Source organism: Acidovorax sp. HDW3, assembly GCF_011303755.1.
GTDB lineage: Bacteria > Pseudomonadota > Gammaproteobacteria > Burkholderiales > Burkholderiaceae_C > Paenacidovorax.
Map to the genome: position 1 here is coordinate 1,030,181 of NZ_CP049885.1, position 20,489 is coordinate 1,050,669.

Here is a 20,489-nt window from a genome sequence, read left to right on the forward strand (position 1 = left end):
GGGGCCTATCCCCGCTCGCGCGGGGCAACCAGCAGTGATGGCGGCGTGGCCTGGTGACTAGGGGGCCTATCCCCGCTCGCGCGGGGCAACCGCCCTATGAGCATTCCAGAAATCATCGCTGAGGGGCCTATCCCCGCTCGCGCGGGGCAACCGCGCGGCTGGAGATCGTCTCGTCCTCGTGGCCGGGCCTATCCCCGCTCGCGCGGGGCAACCACCGCATTGATGTAAGTCTGACCCGCAGAGGCGGGCCTATCCCCGCTCGCGCGGGGCAACCGTGCTGGAGGCTGTTGCACCCGCGAGCAGGCTGGGCCTATCCCCGCTCGCGCGGGGCAACCCATCGCCCTCAACCGGCGGTACAAGCCACTGGGGGCCTATCCCCGCTCGCGCGGGGCAACCGGATCTGGCTCTTTAGCGGGGCGATTAACAGGGGGCCTATCCCCGCTCGCGCGGGGCAACCGACCTGGCCGCCTACCCCTCGGTACGCAATTGGGGCCTATCCCCGCTCGCGCGGGGCAACCACAGCGGAGTACGCGCGCGCCGCGCATCATCAAGGCCTATCCCCGCTCGCGCGGGGCAACCCCTGGTGCGGCGTGGGCTGCGCGGCGAGCCGGGGGCCTATCCCCGCTCGCGCGGGGCAACCACAAGCGGGATCTGCGCGGGATGGCATTGTAAGGGCCTATCCCCGCTCGCGCGGGGCAACCGCGGTCACGGTCATGCCAATGCGCCGCGCAAGGGGCCTATCCCCGCTCGCGCGGGGCAACCGCTCTTCGGCGGGCTTCTCGCGCTTGAAGGTGGGGCCTATCCCCGCTCGCGCGGGGCAACCTCTGCTGCAGCCTGCCCCTCTCGTCTGGAGATGGGCCTATCCCCGCTCGCGCGGGGCAACCCCCATCGCAGGACGCGCCCCAACAACCACCAGGGGCCTATCCCCGCTCGCGCGGGGCAACCTCGGGTTGATTGAGCGCCTCGGTCTTGGGGCTGGGCCTATCCCCGCTCGCGCGGGGCAACCCTGGTGCGCGAAAGCCGTGCCGCCAGCATGAAGGGCCTATCCCCGCTCGCGCGGGGCAACCCAAAATTACAAGCCCGTGAGCGGGTTGTTCTTGGGCCTATCCCCGCTCGCGCGGGGCAACCTTCGCCGACCACGATGGAACCTTCCGCGAACTGGGCCTATCCCCGCTCGCGCGGGGCAACCGGTTCGATCAGCTTGGGCAACAAGTCCCGCGCGGGCCTATCCCCGCTCGCGCGGGGCAACCTATCCTTTACCGTATTACGAATAAAACAAGTGGGGCCTATCCCCGCTCGCGCGGGGCAACCGGCAGCGGAACGAACGCGATGTCGCTGGAATCGGGCCTATCCCCGCTCGCGCGGGGCAACCTCTCGCGCAGCGTGGGCGAGAGCAACCGGCTCGGGCCTATCCCCGCTCGCGCGGGGCAACCCAGCCGCCAGAGTGGGCGCAGGCCTGGGATTTGGGCCTATCCCCGCTCGCGCGGGGCAACCAATCGGCGGTGATTGTCGTTTTCATTTATAGGGGGCCTATCCCCGCTCGCGCGGGGCAACCGACGAAAACCGGTTCAGTGTGTTCGCGTTGTAGGGCCTATCCCCGCTCGCGCGGGGCAACCTGCACGCTTCGCATCGCACGTGTTCAAGAACGGGGCCTATCCCCGCTCGCGCGGGGCAACCGTTGTGCGAGTTTTCCCTTCGCCGCGCAGCAACGGCCTATCCCCGCTCGCGCGGGGCAACCATCCAGCGGCACCTCACGCACGACCGTCATTACGGCCTATCCCCGCTCGCGCGGGGCAACCTAAGTCTGTAACATCGTGATATACGCCGATTGGGGCCTATCCCCGCTCGCGCGGGGCAACCGCCGCGCGCGTGGGGGAGGGGGCGGGTGAAAAGGGCCTATCCCCGCTCGCGCGGGGCAACCTCGGGGAGGTCGAAGGACACGACGCGCTTGAAGGGCCTATCCCCGCTCGCGCGGGGCAACCTCTTGCATTTAACCCAATGTCCTGCAAGAGAAAATCCAGAAATGGATGTCGAATTTTAAGGAGCTTTTTGGGTGCTGGAGACTCGACGGCGCACCAGCCACATGCCGTCGGCTTCAAACAATTCGCGCGGGGGATCTCCCAGATGAGCGAGCCCCACGCCACCTACGGCGTTCACATCACGCCAGATCATCACGGCGCTGCCTTGGGGCAGGTTGCCGTACCAATCGGTCATCACCTGCCACACCCGTTCACGCACACCCGGGTTCATGCGGGGCGAGACAAAAATGTTGGGCGCCACCTCCAGCATCACCGACGACAAAAAGCCGTGAAAGCGATCCTGCACGTCACGAATCACGATCATCACCAGCGCCATTGCCCACCTCGTTCATGCGTAAAACGCGTTGGATGCTGTCGATCATCGAAGCAATCACCTGCTGCTTGCGAAACACCGTGGCGGCCTCGCGCCGCACCAGTCGGTCGATGGTGTCGTCCGATGTTTCGGCGCGTTTGGCTGCGGTAAAGGCAATGTGCAGCGTGACCGTCTCCCGGTACAAGTCCGCGATGTCCAGCACGAAAGACTGACCCGAATCCTCATGGATGAAGCCCAGCGGCGGCAACGCGGCCACGGCCTGTACAGCGATGGCGGCAGCGGCCTGCACTGCAGTGGCCGCGTGGTTGATGGCCTGGTTGGGGATGTCGGTGGCGTTCGGGTTGGCACGGTCGTAGTGGCGCCCTTCCCAATCGATGCCGTACTTCTGCGCCATCAGACGGTACATGTTTTTCACCCGCGCTCCTTCGATGCCGCGCAAGGTGTCCAGGTCACGGTGTGGCAGCACCTCGCCCAGGCGCAGCGCGTACATATGGCGTGCCACACTGATGCGGCGGCGCGGGTTGCCCCACAGCTCGGCTTGGCGGCGGGCCACGTCAGATCGGTCGGGCAGCAAGGGCGGTGCGGTGTAGCTGCGCACGCCGTCTTCGCCGACGGCGGCCAGCAGGGTGCCGTGGCGTGCCAGCAGGCGCAGCGCGTCGTGGGTGACGCTGCTGCCCGGCCCGAGCAGGATCATGGAAACCGCCTGGTGCGGAATTTGGTCAATACCGGGCGTCAGGCTGTCCTTGCCACGCAGAAAGTGCAGGCAGCCGTCGATCACGCACAGCTCACCACGCGAGAGCCACAGCAGGCCGTGGCGGTCGGCGTGGGGGATGCGGGCCTTTTCCAGCCCGAGGCGGCCCTTGAGCATGACTGTCAGCCCGCGCGCTGCAGTAGCAACATGCCAAAGCCGTAAGCCCGGTGGCGCCCTACGCCGCGTGCCAGCAGGTGTGCAAAAGCCGCTGGGTCGGTCACGTGCAGGCGGCCTGTGAGGATGGCGTCCGGCCCCTCGATGGCGCGGCCTTTGCGGGTGTTGTCGCCTGCGGGTTGGGTGCGGCGCATCACGCGACTGCGCGCAAAGGCGCTCAGTTGCACATCCAGCAGTTGCACGGCCCCTTGCCAGGGTTGACGCGGCACGCCTTCATGCCCTGCCAGATGCTCGCGCAGCCATTGGGTATAGACCGCCTGCCTGTCAACAAGGGTGCCCTGCGGGCCACCGGCCAGGGTGACGGCGTGCAGGAAGGCATCCTGCTCTTTCTGGCCGCTGCGCACGGTCGGGCGCACGCGCACTTCGAACCCAAGCTCTTTGTCTTGCGACCATTGCGTGGGAAAGGAGCGCAGGCGATAGCCATCGTGGTTGCTGCAGGCTGCCAGGCCCAGGGCTTGTGCGGCCAGCGGATCGGCCAGGGCAACCTGCTCGGCCATGGCGGGTGCGTCCAGCGTGGTGTAGGCGAGTAGGCCCCGGCGTTCATCCAGATAGCGAAAGGGCTGGGGCGCTTGGGTGCCAAAGGCTGCGCGCAGCAGGCCGTGCAGGGCCTCGCCGGGGTCGGGTGTGCGATGGCGCACCATCCATGTGGTGAGCAGACGCGGATCGGGTTGTGTGTGCAGCAAGTACAAGGGGGCAGTGGTCATGCCTTGGCCTCCATGGGCAGCAAGCCTTGGCGTACCGGGCGCCAGCCGCCGTGGATGCCGCTGTCCCAGTTGCGTTCGTCGCAGATATCGAGCAGGCGTGCGCCGGGTTGCTCGCCTTCGCCATCGGGCCACTGGGCGCGCCAGGCCGTGGTGGGTGTTGCGGCTTGTTGGGTCACGATGGTTTCCAAGGCGCTGCGCACATCCACCGCTTCCAACCAACCTGCCACCAGGCGGCCCGTGGGCAAGCAGGGCTTGCGGCCTATGAACAGGGGGCGTGCGGGTTTGTCCAGGGCGCGGGCGATGTCGTCCAGCGTCGGGGTTTCTTCAGCAGGCTGCAGCGCCAAGGCCACCCAGGCGCACAGGTCGGCGTGGTAGTCGCGGTAGCGCAGATGCGGGCCGGCGTAAGTCCCGGCACCGCCAGCGCGCTCTTCCGGCGCACCCCAGGTTGTCCAGCCCTTGTCGTCCTTACCCAGTTGGGCGGTCTGAAAATCCTGCACCCGCTCCCCACCGGGTGCCAGCACGCAGCCCATGCGCAGGCGCTGCTGCAGGCGGTTGTGCCGCTCGGCTTCGCTGCGATCCCAGCCCAGGGCGTTGGCGATCAGGCCCGTGAGCATGGAAAGTGCCGGAAAGTCGCGGATGACGCCCAGGTTGTCGATCGTCTCGCCGCCAAAGGCAATCAGGGGCGATGCTAGGCGCAGGGTAAGAAACCGTTGCACTTCACACCTCCACGCGCGCTTGCACGATGGCGGTTTGCGCCCAGTCGGCCAGTGCGCGCAGCGGCAGGCGCTGGGCGCCGGGTACGGCCACATCGTCCACCGCCAGATAGCGCCGCGCCAGGGGTGCGCCGTAGGCAGCGTCCAGGCGCGCGATTTCATCGGCCAGGGCTTGCACGGAAGCTTGACGCAAGCCGGGTTGGCGCGTGGACAGCGCATTCTGAAAAGCGCCCGCCAGGCTGCGCGGCTGCCAGTCGCCCGCTTCCACTAGCATGAACTTGGCCCACTCAAACGGCGCAGTGGCGCCACGCTTGGCGCCGGGGCTGACAGTAGCGATCAGATGCAACAGGTTTTGCACCACACGACCGGCCAATGCGCGCTGCTCGGGGGTGATCTTGGCCCAATCTTGAATATGGACGCCTTCCAGGTTGGCCACCAGTTGTGGCACATCGACGACCACGTAGCCGTAGTACAGGCCGCTGGCCAACTCGGTGTCGAAGATGCCGGCGGAACCCGCTTCGCCTGCCTCGCGCAGCAGGTCATCGACCACGGTGAAGTAGTCGTTTTCCACCTGCGCCTCGTGCACGGTGAAGGTGTGCGCCACATAGACGGCAGCGTCGCGGCTGGCCAGTACGTCGGACGTGACCATGCGGCCAAAAAGCGCTGATTCGAGGCCGCTGCCCAGTCGCAGGGCTTCGATGTTTTTCTTTTCTTCTTTCAAGAAGGAGGCAACGGCGGCCTTGAGGGCTTTTTCTTCCGTGTGCTCCCCCGCCAGGCCGGCGCAGCGCTGCACCAGGTAGTTGATTTCTGCATGGCCCAGCAACACAGCCTGACCGGTTTTCAGCGCATCCTCACCTTTGAGGTCTTTGGCCTTGTCCAGCAGCCCTGCGGCACGCAGCCCCTCCACCGCAATCTGCGCCAGCGGCTCGGCCACGCCCACCTGCATCAACCGCTCCTTGATGAGACGCGGCGTCTCACGCGAGCGCACGGCCATCGGTACATCCAGGTTCTTCAGGGCAAACGCATCCTCGGCCACACGCCAGTGGCGCTTGAGGCATTGCGAGGAAATGCGGGTGCGGATCGCGTCGCCGTACGGCAGGCGCTTGGCCAGCCCGGCATCGTCGCGGTTGAGCAGTGCAGCCGGGTAGTTGTGCAGGGTGTGAATTTGCAGAAAGCGGGGCAAGGTCATGGAAGCAGTCTCCTGAACGAATGGGGTCTGAGGGATGGGATTACGCAGCGGCCTTGCTGGCCTGCAGTGAGAAATAACTGCCAGCGATGCGCAGGCGGATTTGTTCGGCGTCTTGCTGGTCTTGGCGATCACCGCACTCCTTGAGCACCAGGGGGCCAAGCTCATTCCAGTTGGGCGCCACAGCCTTACTGGCGAGCAGACGCAGCACGCTGGGCAGCATTTGGGTGAAGGCATCGCCCCGCGCAGTCAGTAACTTGGTGACGCGCGATTCGGCCACGTTTGCACGCGCCAACTGAGCGCCCAGGCGCCCTTGTCCATCGTGTCCGGCCAGGGCCATGCCGTGGGCGATGAGCGCCCAGCGCTGCCAGGTGGCTGGGCGCCAGAGCTCCGTCTCCAGCCCAGCGGCCAGGAGGGCGCGGGCCAGAGCGGCGATTTCGTTGGGGCGCAGAGCCTGTTCAGGGCTCATGCGTGCCAGGGCGGCACGCTCGCCGGCATCGGTTTTTTCCAGCTGGCGAATATGCCGCGCCAGGGTAATGTAGGGGCTGCTGGATGCTGCAGCGCCTTGCGTGCCAGGGCTGGAGGGTTCAGACATGGGCTTCTCCTTCAGAAACAGATGCGCGCTCCGTGCGCAGCGCGGCGTAATGGACGACCAGTTCAGGGAATGGTGGCTTTTTGCCGCCGCGCAGCCCCGCATGAAAGCGCGACAGCGCCGCTGACTGCGCCTTGTAGCGCTGCATCCCACTGCGCGGGCCAGCGTCAAAAGCCTGCCGCAGCACCGCCTCGGCGCGCTCGGCCAGGCCCAGCAGCCACTGCAGATAGATGGCATCCTGCTGCGCATCCTCGGCTTCTGCCTGCAGGGTCAGATCATCAAAAAACCGGACGTCTTCTTGCTGCTCGAAAGGCTGGGCAAAACGGCTGGCGCGGTCGTTCACGGCGTCGTCGCCACGCTTGTTTTCGCCGTTGGCAAACAACAAGGCCAAAGAATTCCATAGCAGCTTGCGCATGTCTGCAATGGCCTGGATGCGGTTTCTGGCCAATTTTTCCAGTAGTGGGCGCTGCGCCCCCATCATGCGCAGGCGCAGCTTGGGCGAAATGGGAACACGCCGCTCGTGGTAGCCCTCGGTCTTGCCCTGGCCACGCACAGCGACTTGGGCAATGGCTTGCAGCGTGGCGTCTTTGGGCCAGCCGTCGATGCGCCAGGCGGCGCCCTGGGTGTACATGTCGCCAGTGAGCAAATCGCTCATCAGCTTGTAGTCAAACCCATTGCGTGACACGGTCAAGGCCTTGCCCTTGGCAGTGTCGATGGGCGTCCAGGCATCGCCAGTGACGCCATTGCTTTCTTTGGCGGCAATGCGCGCCACTTTGCTGCCGGTAGTGTGGGCTTGAATATGTCCCTGGGGCGCTGATAGCCGCACACGGCGGCAAATCTCGATATAGAAGGGGTCGAGCGACGCCAGCGCCAAAGCCTCGGTACCAGGCCAGGGCAGCAGCCACAGCAGTGCATGGCCGTCCTCGGATGCCAGTCCGAATTTGCTGGCAATGTCATCGCGCTGGGCCAGCAGGCTGGCGATGTCGGATTGCCAACGCTGACCCCAATGCCCCAAGGCGGCCACACCCACGCCGGGACGGCTGGCGAAGCCGCCGTTCATTTTTGAAATTCCGTAGTTGCCCGCGCCCAGGAATCCCTCCTGGGTTTGCAGGCTGATGAGTGCAAACAGCCAGTCATCGGCCTGCGCCTGGCGGGCGCGGGCCGCCTTGAGGTCGTGGTTCTTGGACGTGACCAACATGTCCAGCGCATCGGCGGCGTGCAGCAGGTTGTTCCAGGTGGCCGGGTTTTCGCCCGGCACCGGCGCCTGCAGCAGAGCCGGCCTGCCCGGCGACGCCACCAGGCACCACGGCGCATCGTCCGGGTCATCGGGGGTCAGCGCCCGCAGGGCTGCGCGCCAATCGTCTGCGTTGTGCCAGGGTTCGCCTTGCCCAGTGCGGTGCATGGCAACGGCCGCCAGTTGCACCAGAAAGGCGTGCCAAGGGTGGCGCTGGTGCGGGCGCAGCCGGGGAAAGTCGCGCACTTGGTCGGCAGCCAGGGCCGCCAGCACCTCGGGCAAGCTTCCCTGGTGCTGATCGCCCAGCGCTACGTCGCGCCAGCCAATCAGTGGCTCGTGCAGCAGGTTGTAGGACGCTTCAAATGCAATACCTGCTGGTGGCATACAGTCCTCCCTTTTGTGACAGCAGCCCGTAGGATAGCCGCTGGCGGTTCTGGCATTTTTCCCGCCAACCTCGGACAATCGCGATCACTAGCCAAGCGAAAGGATGCCCCATGCGCCCCTCGGTCGTTCTCCAGCAGCAGCGCCATGCCGTACGCGAAGCCGTGCAGCGCTTTCGCACGGTGAACCCGCGCGTCTTTGGTTCCGTCGTGCACGGCACCGATCAAGAGGGCAGCGACCTCGACCTGCTGGTGGACGCCTTGCCCGGCACCACGCTGTTTGACCTGGGTGGGCTGCAAGACGAGTTAGAGACGCTGTTGGGTGTTCAGATTGATGTGTGTACGCCCGCCGACCTGCCACCCAAGTTCCGCGCCCAGGTGCTTGCCGAGGCCCAGTCGCTATGAATGAGAACCGGCTGGCCGACTACCTCGACCACATGCAGCAGGCGGCAGCCGGCTGCCGATGCCCGCGCCTTTGTAAAAGGCATGACGCAGGGCGAATTTCTGGACGACAAGCGCACACAGCAGGCGGTCATCATGAGCCTCATCATCGTGGGCGAGGCCGCGACCAAAACAATGGATGGCTACCCGGCGTTTGTCTAGGCTCATGCCGATGTGCCGTGGCGCAACATGCGCAACCGCATTGCGCACGGGTATTTCGACATCAATCTGGAGGTGGTGTGGGAAACCGTGCAGACGGCATTGCCGCAATTGCAGGCACAACTGGCGGCGTTGCGACCACCACCTGACAGCGAAACCCTGCCGTGAATACTCAGGAAGACAAACGTTCGACGCCGAAGCGGCTGTAGCGGTAGCGTGCAGCACCGAGGCGAAAACTGAAACCCGGGCCTTCACCATCCGCCAGCGGTAACACATCTTCGGGTTGCGCATCCGCAGGCAAGCCCGGTGGTACCTGATGGTGCCGCAACGCAAGCTGTTCGACGGGTTGGCCCAAAGGCCCCAGCGGCAACGGTTCAGCAAATGTCATCAGGCGGTCGGCAGCGCCCAAACGGCTACCGATGTTGCCCTCGTCTTGCGGAAATAGCGCACCAAATGGTTGGTCAAAAGCCAGCGCGTGCAGATTGGCCAGGGTGCCGGTAGCAAAGCGCAGACCGTCCACCTCCTTGCCGAACTGCACCCACGCCTCGCCCATCTCCCGCGCAATCGCATCCAGCGCCTCGGCGTGGGTGGCCTGCTCGACCAGGAGGCGGTTGTCGGCCGCAATGCTGCGCGTGGGCGCGGCGTCGATCAGGCGGCGCGTGGCTTCGAGCACGCGCAGATCGAGGTAGACGCCGCCCATGGGCTGGCTCTTCAGACGGATCGGCCCCAGGCCGTGTCGCTGGCGCTGCAGCAGCGGCGTGAGATCGTGGCCTGGGGGCGTGAGCACCCAGGCACGGGCTTGTTCGCAACCCTCGGGACGCTGTTCGCGTGCGTGGCGGTGCAGCCGGCCCAGGCGCTGCAGCAGCACGTCCATCGGGCACAGGTCGGTAATCAGCAGATCGGCATCGATGTCCAGGCTTTGCTCCAGCGTCTGCGTGCCAATGACCACCAGGCCCGCACCACCCGGTCGGGGACTGCGCTCCTTGCCGATCTGCGCCTGCACCTGGACGTCGAGCAGGGGCCTGTCCTGGCGGCTGAAGCGGCTGTGGTGCAGCGTGCTGACGCCGTTGACCTTGAACCGGCAATCCACCCCTTGCGCCGCTGCCAGCACCTCCACCGCCTCCACCGCCTGCAGCGTGGCCATGGCGGCGGGCACGGTGTTGCGCACCACCAGCACGCGCGCCCCTTGAGCGGCAGCCTCCACGGCCAGTGCAGCGATGCGCTCAGGCGCATCAATGCAGTCCAGCGTTTGCCAATGCACGGTTTTCTGGCGCGGGTTGCCCTCCACGGCCCGCAACTTCGGGCCGCTTGCGCTGCGGTGGCTGATGGCGGGGTAGGCCAGCGCCTGGGCCTGGGCCAGCGTGGGCGGCGTTGGCAGGCCGGGCTGACCAATGGCCAGGTAGCGCGTGCGTGCCACGGCCCCCAGCGTGGCCGACAGCAGCAGCGCCTGGCCGCCGCAGGCGACGTGGGCGCGCAGCAGGTGCTCGGTCAGGCGGGTCATGTAGGCGTCGGACGCATGGACTTCATCGACCACCAGCAGGCTGCGCGCGAGCAGCGCGTGCCGCATATGGGCGTGCTTGATCTGCAGCGCCCCGAGCAGCGCCTGATCCACCGTGCCGACGGCAATTGGCGCGGCCAGGTAGCGCTTGGGGTGTTCGGCGGCCCAGCGGCGCTCGGCTTCGTCATCCTGGGGTTCGTCGTGCCACAGCACCTGAAAGCCAGGCAGTGGTTCGTAACCCTGGCCATCGGCAGCGGCATAGCCGGGCAATGCGCGCACGACGACAGGAGGCTCATCCTTCCAGGTGCGCTGGACGAATGCCTGCACCCGCTCATACAACTGCGTGGCCGCGACGCGAGTGGGCAGGGCGAAATACAGTGCATCCACCTCGCCCGCACGCCACAGGTGCAGAAAGCGCCACAGCGCCGCCTCGGTCTTGCCACTGCCGGTCTCCGCTTCCAGCACCACGACCGGGCCCAGGCCGTCGCCCGCCATGGCCGCCTGCATGGGGCGGGCGCCGGGCACGCCGAAAGCCTGGGCAAAGTCGGCATGGGTGGCCCGCTGGCGCAGCAGGGCATCACCCACTTCCAAACCGATAGCTGCTAGCGCTTGCTGCGCAAGGGCTGGAGCCGTTTTTGACCGTATTTCTTCGGGTTGGGCATAGGGAAAGAAGCCCGGGCGGGTGTCTGAGCCCAGCCAGTCGGCCAACTGCACCAGGCCGGCGAACAGGTGAACAAAAGCGGGGGTGGCAGGCAGTTCCGGGGCGCTGCGGGCAAAAGCCTCGGGGTATTGCGCCTGAATAGCTTGGCCCATGGCCTGGACGGCCTGCGCCGGGTCGTAGAGCACCTGGCCGGCGTGCTCGATGGGTTTCCACAATACTGAGCTGCCGTTGCTTTTAACGGGGCGGCCGTGGTGGCTGATGCTGGCGTGCAGCAAATCGCAGCAACTATCCCCCCAGGAATCCATGGCTTCCAATGGCAATCCGGCAAGAACAGAGGGAGGGCCGTCTTCCATCAAACTCCAACCTTCTGCCCCGTGCCCGCAATGCGGCGTGAACCAACCGGCGGGGCGTTGCGTCGGATCGTTCCAGTATTTGCCCTGAAAGCCGGTGTTGGCTTTGCCGATGTCGTGCAAGAACGCCAACACCGCCAGGCGCGCCCGATCCACGTCCGTCAACGGGCGGCCTGCGGCCTGCTGCAGTGCCCGCTGCACGGCGGGTAGGTACAGCAAGCGATGCAGGACGGCGGCGACGTCCGTCATGTGATCGAGCAATGAATGGCTGCGCGGCTGTGGGGTGGTTCGTTCGAGTTTGCCCCAGGGGAAAATACTTTCCATCTTTTTGGCTCCCAAGCCTTATTCCGTCAGCGTCAGCAGCTATCTTTTTTGTATCACCCATCCACAGACGCCGACCAGCGGTCACCCCAGCCTTTTTGCACCCGTTCGATCTCCCGGCGGTCGCGTTTGGTTGGGCGGCCTTCGTGCAGGCTGGCGGCGGGTTCGGGGGCCAGGCGGCGTTGTTCGGCCGCTTGCAGGCGGGCGCTGATGCTTTCTGGGGTTTCTTCGTACAGCTGCTGCGCCACGGGGGCCGGGCCGCGTTGGGGGCTCAGGGCGCGCACTTGCACGGTGCGCTGCACCTGGCCTTGGCGCAGTTGCACCGTGTCGCCCACGCGCAGTTCGCGTGCGGCTTTGGCGTTTTGTTGGTTCACCTGCACGCGGCCTTTGCCGATTTCTTCAACGGCGAGGCTGCGGGTTTTGTAGAAGCGGGCGCACCACAGCCATTTGTCCAGGCGCATGGAGTCGAGGGTGTTCATGGGTCAGCGGCGCAGGTTGGGGCGGTGGTGGCCCCAGGCGGTTTGGCAGGCGCGGCGGTAGGCTCGCAGGGTTTGTTCGGCGCGGGCGAGCACGCTGCCCGGGCTGGGGTTGTGCGTGGTGTCGCCCGGGGCTTGGCCAAAATCCTGGCCGGTGAGCAAGGCGATGCCTTCGCTGGCGTGGTGCGCGGCGTAGATGTGGAACTGCCCTTGCGCGACGGCGGCGACGACCTCCGGGGCCAGCATCAGGTGGCGCTGGTTGCGCGCCGGGATGAGCACGCCTTGCTGGCCGCTCAGGCCCGCTTGCTGGCAGGTGCGGAACCAGCCCTCGATTTTTTCGTTCAACCCGCCCACGGGCAGTACCTCGCCGTGCTGGTTCAGGGCGCCGGTGACGGCGATGTCCTGGCGCAGCGCCAGGCCCGAGAGCGAGGACAGCAGCGCGTACAGCTCGGCGCAGGAGGCCGAGTCGCCCTCGATGCCGCTGTATTCCTGCTCGAACACCACCGAGGCGTTGAGCGCCAGCGGCGCCAGGTGGCCGAACAGGGCCGCCAGGTAGCTGTGCAGGATGAGCATTCCCTTGTCGTGAATGGGGCCGGACATCTCCACTTCGCGCTCGATGTTGATGAGCCCCTCCTGCCCGGCAAAGGTGCGCGCGGTGATGCGTACCGGAAAGCCAAAGCGGTAGTCGCCCATGTCGATTTGCGTGAGCGCGTTGAGCTGGCCGACCTGGCTGCCTGAGAGCGAGATCAGCAGCTCGCCCTCGGCAATGGCCTCGTGCATTTCCTCCTCGGGCGCGTTGTGGCGCAGGCGGCGCGCGGCCAGGGCGGCGGCCACGTCCTCGGCCTCGGTCAGGGCGCTGGCGCGCTGGCGTGCCAGGCTGGCGCTTTCGATCAGCAGGGCCTCGGTGCTGGCAAAGAGGGCGCTTTGGCGCTGTTGGTCGTCGGCCTCGCGGTGCGAGAACTCCAGCAGCCGCGCCACGGCGGCGGCGCTGCAGTGCGGCAGGCCCCGGCGGGCGCAGCTGTGGGCGATGAAGGTGGCGCTGGCCTGGTGCGTGGCGGGCGTGGCGGCGAAGCGCTCGGCGAAATCGACCTTGACGCGAAAGCGCCGTGCCAGATCCTGGTCGCCCTCTTGCAGCAGGTAGTACTCGGCGGCCGAGCCGATGAGCACGATCTTGACCTCCACCTCCACGCTCTCGGGCTGCAGCGCCACGGGGGCACCGGGGCCGTGCGCGCTGGCGTCCTCGATCGTCAGGCGCGAGCAGCGCAGAAAGCGCCGCAGCCGCTCCCACAGCGGTTCGTCGCCCAGCAGGTCGCGCAAAAACAGCATCAGGTAGCCGCCGTGCGCACGCAGCAGGCTGCCGGCGTGGATGCTGGAGAAATCGGCCTGCGGTGCGTCGCTGTCGCTCTGGTGCTCGATGTTGCCGAACAGGCTGCGCAGCTGCGGGTTGTCCTCCACCACCACCGGGGCGCCGCGCAGGCTGCCGTTATCGACGGCGAGGTTGACGCGGCACAGGTCGAGCAGGTCGGCCAGGTCGTCGCGGCGGTCTTGTTCGGCGTCGTCGTTGCTTTCGCGGGGCAGAAAGAGGTCGAGGTGTTCGAGCACCTCGCGCTGCACCTGCTCGAACCAGTGGCCGAGCTTGACGGTGTCCTTGATGTGCTTGCGCAGGCTTTGGCGGATGGGGTCCAGGGCGTGGTCCACCAGGGGTTTGACCGCCTGGCGCTGCAGCTGCGCCTGGGCCTCGTCGCGCGTGCGCTCCAGCGGCCGGGTGTGGTCGAGAAAGCGCACGATCTCGGCGCGCAGCTCCTGCTCGGTCTGCTCTATGGCCAGGCGCTGGGCGGCGCTCAGCGCCTGGGCCTGAGATTCGTTGATGGGCTGGTCGTTCTCGCCCAGCAGGGTGAACACCATTTGTTCGCCATCGCGCGTGAGGCGAAAGCGCCGCGCCTGGGCAAAAGCCTCCAGGGCGGCAAAGGCGCGGGCCTCGGCGTGCTGGTAGGTTTTGTCGATTTTTTCTGCTTCGGCCTTGGTGTCGGGGGCGGCCAGGCGTTTGGGGATTTCGGCTTCGAGCGTCTTGGCCCACTGCTGCATCGCCTGGCGCAGCGCACGCCCCTGGCCGGCGGGCAGGCGCAGGGCGCGCGGGTGCTCGGGCTTGTCAAAGTTGTGCAGGTAGCACAGGTCGGGCGGTACCGGGCGCTGGGCGGCCGCGTCGTGCATGGCCTGGCGCATGAGCGAGGTGCGGCCGCTGCCGACCTCGCCGAGCACGAACAGGTGGTAGTCCGGCTGCTGCATCGCCAGGCCAAAGCGGGCGGCGGCCTGGGCGCGCTCCTGGCCGATCCAGGTGACGGGCTCTGGCAGCAGCGCGCTGGTGTCGGCAAAGCCCAGGCTGGCGGGGGCTATGTGCCGGCGCAGCTGTGCGGGCGTGAGACGGGGGCAGGGGCTGGTGGGAGGGCAGGGGGCGGCGGTCATTGCGGTGCTCCTTGCGCCAGGGCGCGGTCGCGGCTGGCGCTTTGGCTTTCATTGTGCGCCGAGGTGGGCGCCGCCGTGGGCCAGCCTGCCAGGTGCTGCAGCGCCAGATCGGCCAGGGCGGCAACGCCCTCGGACTGGTCGTTCAGGCAGGCGATGTAGTCAAAGCGCGTACCGCCGGCCTGCAAGAAGGCGTGGCGCGCTTCCTGGTTGATTTCTTCGAGGGTTTCGAGGCAGTCGCTGGCAAAGCCGGGGCAGATGACATCGACATGGCGCAAGCCCTGCTGCGCCAGCTGTACCAGGGTGGGCTCGGTCGCGGGTTCGAGCCATTTGGCCTTGCCAAAGCGCGACTGGAAGGTGATGCGCCAGCGCTCGGCAGGCAGCTGCAGTGCCTGGGCCAGCAGGCGGGCGGTTTTTTGTGCCTGGCAGTGGTAGGGGTCGCCCAGGTGCAGGGTGCGTTCGGGCACGCCGTGAAAGCTCATCACCAGCTGTTCGCCCTGGCCGTGCTGCTGCCAGTGCTGGCGCACGCTGTGCGCCAAGGCGGCGATGTGGCCGGGGTGGTCGTGGTACTGGTTGACAAAGCGCAGCTCGGGCAGGCGGCGCTGGCGCGCAGCCCAGGCATAGACGGCATCGAACACGCTCGCCGTGGTCGTGCCCGAGTATTGCGGGTACAGCGGCAGCACGAGGATGCGCGTGGCGCCTTCGGCCTTGAGGGCGTCGAGCTGCGCCGCCATGCCGGGCTGGCCGTAGCGCATGGCCGGGCGCACCAGCAGGCGGTGGCCGGCGCTTTCCAGGGCGGTTTGCAGCAAGGCGGCCTGGCGCAGCGTCCAGGCCCGCAGCGGCGAGCCCTCGGGCGTCCAGATGCTGGCGTATTTGGCGGCGGATTGGGCGGGGCGGGTGCGCAAGATCACGCCGTGCAGCAGCGGCAGCCACAGCAGGCGCGGGATCTCCACCACGCGCGGGTCGCCCAAAAACTCGGCCAGGTAGCGGCGCAGGGCGGGGGCGGTGGGGGCGTCGGGCGTGCCCAGGTTGCACAAAAGAATGGCGCAGCGCTCGGCCTGGCCATGGGTGTGGGCGGGCTCGGGCGCAAACCGGGAGGGGAGGGACAAAGGCATGGGGCGATTGTGGCAAAGGGCAGCCATGGCAATGGGACGCCAGAGCCTGGGGTATTCTTGCCGCCCTTTGTGCTGGAGTTGGGGAGAGCGAGCGTGCTGTTTGGTTACACAGAAGAACAACTGGCGAATTTTTTTCTGACCTACGGGGTGGCGGCGTTCATTCTGTTCATGGTCTTCATCATTGGCCACCTGGCCTGGCAGTCCAAGGCCGGCAAGTTTGGCACTTTTGTGATTTTTCTCGGCCTGGGCGTGGGGTTTCTCGGCTTCATCGCCAAGTTCGTCATCCAGTGGTACCTGGAAAAGCACTGAGCACGGCCTGCGCTGCTGCCTCGCCGCTGCGCACCGCACCTTCGAGCGTGGCGGGGTAGGGGCCGTCGATGTAGTCGCCCGCCGCCCACAGCCCCGGGCGCAGCGCCATGCCGGGGCGCTCTAGGCCCGGGGTGCAGGCAAAGGTGGCGCGTTTTTCGACCACGGTTTGCAGCGGCTGCAGGCCCTGCAGCCCGAGCTGCGCCTGGGCCTGGGCCAGCACCTGCGCTTGCAACGCAGCGCTGCTGCCTTCGCTGGTGCTGACGACAAAGGCCAGCAGCCCGGGCGGGCCACCGAGCTGGCCCTTGTCAAACACAAACTGCGCCGGTGCGCCTGGCGCGGCGCGCAGCGCCAGCATGGGCGCGGGCAGGAGGGCCTTGCTGCTCTGGATATTCATGCGGGCATAGACGGTGGCAATCGGGTGGTGGCGCAGCGCCTGCGCCGCTGCCAGCCAGTGGGCCGGGGCCCAGGGCGCGAGCAGGCGCAGGGCCGAGGGGCTGTCGGTGGCGACGATGGCGGCGTCGTAGCACTGTTCTTGCGCTTGCCCTTGTACTTGCCATTGCGGGCCTTGGGCCTGCAGGGCTTGCACGCGCACGCCGCTGTGCCAGTGCGCACCCTGCGCTTGCAGCCAGGCGCTGGCGGCATCGGCGAGGCAGGCGCCCAGGTCGGTGCGTGGCAGCAGCAGGTTGGAGCCGCCGTGGCCGCTGAACAGGCTGTCTTGCAGCACGCGCAAAAAGACGCTGGCGCTGGCCTCGTGCGCGGCGGTGTTGAGGGCCGAGACGCACAGCGGCTCGATGAATTCTTGCAGCAGCCGCGCCGGCAGCCCGGCGCACAACTGCGCCACGCTGGTGTCACGGGCGCAGGCAAAGCCCTGCAGGCGCCAGCGGGCGGCGCGGCGCAAAAGGGCCCATTTCTCGTGCCAGTGCCAGCCCCGGGCGCGGGCAATGCCGATCAGCGCATCCCAGGGCGGGGCGCAGTCGGGCAGGGCCAGGCCGCTGCCGTCGGCAAAGCGCAGCGCCAGCGGCAGGCGCAGCAGGGCTTGATCGGGATCGACGCCGACGCTGCGCATCACATCGAGGCTGCGCGTGTAGGCACCGATCAGGATGTGCTGGCCGTTGTCCAGCCGCAGGCCGTCGTCCTCGGGCGCGAGGGTGCGGGCCCTGCCGCCGGGGCGGCGTGCGGCTTCAAAAACGCTGCAGTGCGCGCCCGCCTGCGTCAGGCGCACGGCGGCAGCCAGCCCGGCCCAGCCGGCGCCGATGATGGCGACTTTCAACGCCGCCCGCCTCAGAACCGCCCCAGCGCCTGCATCTTCCAGGCCAGCCAGAACTTGCGCAGCGGCGTCAGGCTGGTGCGCTGGTGCAGCACCTGAAAGCCGTCGCGGCTGATTTCGTCGAGCAGCGTGCGGTAGATGCTGGCCATCATCAGGCCGGGTTTTTGCGCCCGCCGGTCGGCGGCGGGCAGCAGCGCCAGGGCTTCGTCGTAGCAGCGCTGGGCGCGTTCGGCCTGAAAGCGCATCAGGGCCGTAAAACGGTCGGAGTACTGGCGCTGGGTGATCTCGTGCGCCTTGACGTCGAACTGCTGCAGCTCGGCAATGGGCAGGTAGATGCGCCCGCGCAGCGCGTCTTCGCCCACGTCGCGGATGATGTTGGTCAGCTGCAGCGCCAGGCCCAGGCGGTGTGCGTACTGCGTGGTGGCCGGGTCGGTCTGGCCGAAGATGTGCGCCGCCACCTCGCCCACCACCCCGGCCACCAGGTGGCAGTAGCGCGTGAGGCCGGCAAAGTCGAGGTAGCGCGACTGCTCCAGATCCATCTGGCAGCCCTCGATGACGGCGAGCAGGTGCCGCGCCTCGATGCCGTAGTCGCCCGCCAGCGGCATGAGCGCCTGCATGACCGGGTGCGTGGGCTGGCCGGCAAAAGCCTGGCGCACCTCGCCCTGCCACCAGGCGAGTTTTTGTGCCGCGACGCTGGCGTCGCTCACCTCATCGACCACGTCGTCCACCTCGCGGCAGAAGGCATAGAAGGCGGTAATGGCCGCACGCCGGGGCGCGGGCAGGAAGAGAAAGGCGTAATAAAAACTGCTGCCCGAGGCGGCGGCTTTGTTCTGGACGTACTGCTGGGGCGACATAGGGGGGCGATTGTCCCACGCGCGGCGGGGGCGCCAGCGCGGGCTTGTTTTGGGGTGTTTTATGCCTCTAACGCTTATGGAATAAGCGCAAGCAGCTATAAAAATACTAGCACTGCACCACGTTCACGGCGAGGCCGCCACGCGAGGTTTCCTTGTATTTGGTCTTCATGTCGGCGCCGGTTTGCATCATGGTCTTGATGACCTTGTCGAGCGAGACGACGTGCGTGCCGTCGCCGCGCAGCGCCATGCGGGCGGCGTTGATGGCCTTGATGGCGCCCATGGCGTTGCGCTCGATGCAGGGAATTTGCACCATGCCGCCGACGGGGTCGCAGGTCATGCCCAGGTTGTGCTCCATGCCGATCTCGGCGGCGTTCTCCACCTGCGCCGGCGTGCCGCCGAGCACGGCGGCGAGCGCCCCGGCCGCCATGGAGCAGGCAACGCCGACCTCGCCCTGGCAGCCCACCTCTGCGCCCGAGAGCGAGGCGGTCTGCTTGTAGATGATGCCGATGGCGCCAGCGGTGAGCAGAAATTGCACGATGCCCGCATCGCCTGCGCCCGGGATGAACTTGGCGTAGTAATGCAGCACTGCCGGGATGACGCCGGCCGCGCCGTTGGTGGGCGCGGTCACCACGCGCCCGCCGGCGGCGTTTTCCTCGTTCACGGCCATGGCGTAGAGGTTGACCCAGTCGAGCATGGACAGCGGATCGCGCAGCGCCTCCTCGGGGCGCTCGCGCAGGCTCTGGTACAGGGCTGGGGCGCGCCGCTGCAGGTGCAGTGGGCCGGGCAGGGGGCCGCTGCTGGCGCAGCCCCGGCGCACGGCAGCGGCCATGGTGTGCCAGATGTGCAGCAGGCGGCGTTCGACCTCGGCGCGGCTGTGCCAGTGCTCCTCGTTCGCCAGGGTCAGGGCCGCAATCGACAGGCCGCTGGCCTGGCATTGCGCCAGCAGCTCCGCGCCGGTGCGGTAGGGGTAGGGCAGGCCGGCGCCGTGGCCTGCGCTCCCGGGGGCGGCGGGGGCGGCGCCGTTGTGCACGCGCTGGCCTTGTTCATCGACGACAAAGCCGCCGCCCACCGAGTAGTAAGGGCGCGAGAGCAGGGCGCTGCCATCGGCAGCAAAGGCGTGGCAGACCATGCCGTTGGGGTGGTAGGGCAGGCTTTGGCGCCGCAGCAGCAGGTCGCTCTTGGCATGAAAGGCGATGCGCTGCAGGCCCAGCAGCGCGATCTGGCCGCTGGTGGTGATGGTGGCAACGGTGCTGGCGATGGCGTCGGGGTCGATACGGTCAGGCTCGTGCCCGGCCAGGCCCAGCAGCACGGCGCGGTCCGTGCCGTGGCCGACGCCGGTGGCCGAGAGCGAGCCAAACAGCTCCACTTCAACGCGCGCCACCCGAGCCAGCAGGCCCAGCGCCTGCAGCTCGCAGGTGAACTGGCGCGCTGCAATCATGGGGCCGACGGTGTGCGAGCTCGAAGGCCCGATGCCGATCTTGAAAAGGTCAAAAACGCTGACAGTCATGGGCTGCCATGCTATGCCAGAACCGCCCCCGCGCGGGCCATGCCCCCAACGCTCACATGCGCAGCGCGCGCCAGGCCATGCGCAGCCAGTCGCTTTTTCCTAGCACGGGGCGCTGGCACAGGTTGCGCCCTTGCAGGGCGTCGATCTTGTCCAGAATGGCCAGCCCGCCCTGCACCACCAGACGCAGCTCCCAGCCCACGCGCCCGGGCAGGCGGTGCACCAGCGGCGCGCCGCTGTGCATCAGCGCCCGCGCCCACTGTGCCTGCTGTGCCAGCAAGGCGGTGGTGGCCGGCGTGGGCTGTAAATGTTCCAGCTGCGCGCGGCTGACGCCGTGCGCGGCGCAGTCGGCGTCGCTCAGGTAGTGGCGGCCCCTGGGCAGGTCTTGGCTCAGGTCTTGCCAGAAGTTGATGAGTTGCAGCGCGCTGCAAATGGCGTCGCTTTGCTGCAGCGCCTCGGGTGCGTGCACGCCGTACAGGTGCAGCAGCAGGCGGCCGATGGGGTTGGCCGAGCGCCGGCAGTAGTCCAGCAGCTGGGCGCGGTCGGCGTAGCGGGCGCTGTCGCGGGTCATGGCCACGTCTTGGATAAAAGCGCTGAGCAGGTCGTCGAGCAGCGCCACGGGCAGCTGGTGGCGCTGCAGCTGCACCTGCAGCGGGCCAAAGACGCTGGCCCAGCGCCCGGCCATGGGGGCATTGCTGGCGCAGTCGTGCAGCGCGGCGCGGTAGGCGGTCAGGTCGGCCAGGCGCTGCGCGGCGCTGGCTTCGCCCTCGTCGGCGATGTCGTCGGCGCAGCGTGCAAAGGCGTAGATGGCGGCCACCGGCGCGCGCAACGCTGGCGGGCACAGCAGCGAGGCGACGGGGAAGTTCTCGTAATGCGTGACAGGCGCGGGCGCCAATGGGGTCGGGGTATTCACGGGGGCGATTGTCGCTGTTGTGCCAGCGATACAACTGCTTGCATTGACAAGAAGCAGCCTGCTCTTTAAATTTAC

General features: G+C 67.5%; 17 protein-coding genes, 1 pseudogene and 1 CRISPR repeat array (1 of these 19 cut by a window edge). Of the genes and pseudogenes, 3 read left to right on the top strand and 15 right to left on the bottom strand.

Annotated elements, in window-relative coordinates:
- Positions 1-1,982: a CRISPR direct-repeat array (repeat unit 28 nt; unit sequence GGCCTATCCCCGCTCGCGCGGGGCAACC) (it extends 2,622 nt beyond the left edge of the window).
- Positions 1,983-2,037: 55 nt separating this feature from the next.
- The 7 genes from cas2e to casA are packed head-to-tail and all read right to left on the bottom strand — an operon-like array spanning position 2,038 to position 8,090.
- Complete coding sequence (gene cas2e, locus G7045_RS04530; protein ID WP_240919272.1) at positions 2,038-2,343, bottom strand: type I-E CRISPR-associated endoribonuclease Cas2e; 306 nt, start codon at positions 2,341-2,343, stop codon at positions 2,038-2,040.
- Positions 2,327-3,220 carry a type I-E CRISPR-associated endonuclease Cas1e gene (gene cas1e / locus G7045_RS04535; protein ID WP_166157930.1) on the bottom strand — a complete coding sequence of 298 codons (894 nt, stop codon included), beginning with the start codon at positions 3,218-3,220 and terminating at the stop codon, positions 2,327-2,329. The genes cas2e and cas1e overlap by 17 nt, the downstream gene beginning before the upstream one ends.
- Positions 3,221-3,225: 5 nt before the next feature.
- Entirely contained in the window at positions 3,226-3,981 is a 756-nt protein-coding gene (locus tag G7045_RS04540) for a type I-E CRISPR-associated protein Cas6/Cse3/CasE (RefSeq protein ID WP_166157933.1), read from the bottom strand.
- Entirely contained in the window at positions 3,978-4,697 is a 720-nt protein-coding gene (gene cas5e / locus G7045_RS04545; RefSeq protein WP_166157936.1) for a type I-E CRISPR-associated protein Cas5/CasD, read from the bottom strand. The genes G7045_RS04540 and cas5e overlap by 4 nt, the downstream gene beginning before the upstream one ends.
- Position 4,698: 1 nt before the next feature.
- Entirely contained in the window at positions 4,699-5,883 is a 1,185-nt protein-coding gene (gene cas7e, locus G7045_RS04550) for a type I-E CRISPR-associated protein Cas7/Cse4/CasC (protein WP_166157939.1), read from the bottom strand.
- Positions 5,884-5,923: 40 nt separating this feature from the next.
- Positions 5,924-6,475, bottom strand: coding sequence for a type I-E CRISPR-associated protein Cse2/CasB (locus G7045_RS04555; protein ID WP_166157942.1), 552 nt, complete (start codon positions 6,473-6,475; stop codon positions 5,924-5,926).
- A complete protein-coding gene (casA, locus tag G7045_RS04560; RefSeq protein ID WP_166157945.1) occupies positions 6,468-8,090 on the bottom strand; it encodes a type I-E CRISPR-associated protein Cse1/CasA in 1,623 nt (540 codons plus the stop codon). Before casA ends, G7045_RS04555 begins: the two co-directional genes overlap by 8 nt.
- Before the next feature lie 110 nt (positions 8,091-8,200).
- Here casA and G7045_RS04565 point away from each other — a divergent pair, with 110 nt between their 5' ends.
- On the top strand, positions 8,201-8,491 hold the full coding sequence (locus tag G7045_RS04565) for a nucleotidyltransferase family protein (RefSeq protein WP_166157948.1): 291 nt from the start codon (positions 8,201-8,203) through the stop codon (positions 8,489-8,491).
- Positions 8,488-8,854: pseudogene (locus G7045_RS04570) on the top strand (DUF86 domain-containing protein). The gene G7045_RS04565 and the pseudogene G7045_RS04570 overlap by 4 nt, the downstream one beginning before the upstream one ends.
- A gap of 4 nt (positions 8,855-8,858) precedes the next feature.
- On the opposite strand, the gene cas3 reads toward G7045_RS04570, so the two are convergent.
- The 4 genes from cas3 to hemH are packed head-to-tail and all read right to left on the bottom strand — an operon-like array spanning position 8,859 to position 15,567.
- A complete protein-coding gene (gene cas3 / locus G7045_RS04575; protein WP_166157951.1) occupies positions 8,859-11,519 on the bottom strand; it encodes a CRISPR-associated helicase Cas3' in 2,661 nt (886 codons plus the stop codon).
- Between the two features lie 53 nt (positions 11,520-11,572).
- Positions 11,573-11,995 carry an RNA-binding S4 domain-containing protein gene (locus tag G7045_RS04580; RefSeq protein WP_166157954.1) on the bottom strand — a complete coding sequence of 141 codons (423 nt, stop codon included), beginning with the start codon at positions 11,993-11,995 and terminating at the stop codon, positions 11,573-11,575.
- 3 nt (positions 11,996-11,998) lie between these two features.
- Positions 11,999-14,455, bottom strand: a complete 2,457-nt coding sequence (locus G7045_RS04585; protein WP_166157957.1) for a Lon protease family protein — start codon at positions 14,453-14,455, stop codon at positions 11,999-12,001.
- A complete protein-coding gene (hemH, locus tag G7045_RS04590; protein WP_166157960.1) occupies positions 14,452-15,567 on the bottom strand; it encodes a ferrochelatase in 1,116 nt (371 codons plus the stop codon). The genes G7045_RS04585 and hemH overlap by 4 nt, the downstream gene beginning before the upstream one ends.
- A gap of 93 nt (positions 15,568-15,660) precedes the next feature.
- On the opposite strand from hemH, the gene G7045_RS04595 reads away from it, so the two are divergent.
- Positions 15,661-15,876, top strand: a complete 216-nt coding sequence (locus tag G7045_RS04595; RefSeq protein WP_166157963.1) for a DUF2788 domain-containing protein — start codon at positions 15,661-15,663, stop codon at positions 15,874-15,876.
- Here G7045_RS04595 and hpnE read toward each other — a convergent pair.
- The 4 genes from hpnE to hpnC all read right to left on the bottom strand — a co-directional run bounded on the left by hpnE (position 15,848) and on the right by hpnC (position 20,414).
- Positions 15,848-17,146 (bottom strand): hydroxysqualene dehydroxylase HpnE, encoded by a 1,299-nt coding sequence (hpnE, locus tag G7045_RS04600; RefSeq protein WP_166157965.1) that lies wholly within the window; start codon positions 17,144-17,146, stop codon positions 15,848-15,850. The genes G7045_RS04595 and hpnE overlap by 29 nt on opposite strands.
- Positions 17,147-17,157: 11 nt before the next feature.
- Positions 17,158-17,997, bottom strand: a complete 840-nt coding sequence (gene hpnD, locus G7045_RS04605; RefSeq protein ID WP_166157968.1) for a presqualene diphosphate synthase HpnD — start codon at positions 17,995-17,997, stop codon at positions 17,158-17,160.
- Between the two features lie 106 nt (positions 17,998-18,103).
- Positions 18,104-19,504: an L-serine ammonia-lyase gene (locus tag G7045_RS04610; protein ID WP_166157971.1), complete on the bottom strand. Its 1,401-nt coding sequence runs from the start codon at positions 19,502-19,504 to the stop codon at positions 18,104-18,106.
- A gap of 52 nt (positions 19,505-19,556) precedes the next feature.
- The gene (gene hpnC / locus G7045_RS04615; RefSeq protein WP_370521719.1) at positions 19,557-20,414 is read right to left on the bottom strand and encodes a squalene synthase HpnC; all 858 of its coding nucleotides are present in this window, start codon (positions 20,412-20,414) and stop codon (positions 19,557-19,559) included.
- Between the last annotated feature and the right edge of the window lie 75 nt (positions 20,415-20,489).

Excerpts from the sequence above, each read along its gene's own strand:
- cas2e (WP_240919272.1), bottom strand. The coding sequence starts at position 2,343 with ATGATCGTGATTCGTGACGTGCAGGATCGCTTTCACGGCTTTTTGTCG.
- cas1e (WP_166157930.1), bottom strand. The coding sequence starts at position 3,220 with ATGCTCAAGGGCCGCCTCGGGCTGGAAAAGGCCCGCATCCCCCACGCC.
- G7045_RS04540 (WP_166157933.1), bottom strand. The coding sequence starts at position 3,981 with ATGACCACTGCCCCCTTGTACTTGCTGCACACACAACCCGATCCGCGT.
- cas7e (WP_166157939.1), bottom strand. The coding sequence starts at position 5,883 with ATGACCTTGCCCCGCTTTCTGCAAATTCACACCCTGCACAACTACCCG.
- G7045_RS04555 (WP_166157942.1), bottom strand. The coding sequence starts at position 6,475 with ATGTCTGAACCCTCCAGCCCTGGCACGCAAGGCGCTGCAGCATCCAGC.
- casA (WP_166157945.1), bottom strand. The coding sequence starts at position 8,090 with ATGCCACCAGCAGGTATTGCATTTGAAGCGTCCTACAACCTGCTGCAC.
- G7045_RS04565 (WP_166157948.1), top strand. The coding sequence starts at position 8,201 with ATGCGCCCCTCGGTCGTTCTCCAGCAGCAGCGCCATGCCGTACGCGAA.
- cas3 (WP_166157951.1), bottom strand. The coding sequence starts at position 11,519 with ATGGAAAGTATTTTCCCCTGGGGCAAACTCGAACGAACCACCCCACAG.
- G7045_RS04580 (WP_166157954.1), bottom strand. The coding sequence starts at position 11,995 with ATGAACACCCTCGACTCCATGCGCCTGGACAAATGGCTGTGGTGCGCC.
- G7045_RS04585 (WP_166157957.1), bottom strand. The coding sequence starts at position 14,455 with ATGACCGCCGCCCCCTGCCCTCCCACCAGCCCCTGCCCCCGTCTCACG.
- hemH (WP_166157960.1), bottom strand. The coding sequence starts at position 15,567 with ATGCCTTTGTCCCTCCCCTCCCGGTTTGCGCCCGAGCCCGCCCACACC.
- hpnD (WP_166157968.1), bottom strand. The coding sequence starts at position 17,997 with ATGTCGCCCCAGCAGTACGTCCAGAACAAAGCCGCCGCCTCGGGCAGC.
- G7045_RS04610 (WP_166157971.1), bottom strand. The coding sequence starts at position 19,504 with ATGACTGTCAGCGTTTTTGACCTTTTCAAGATCGGCATCGGGCCTTCG.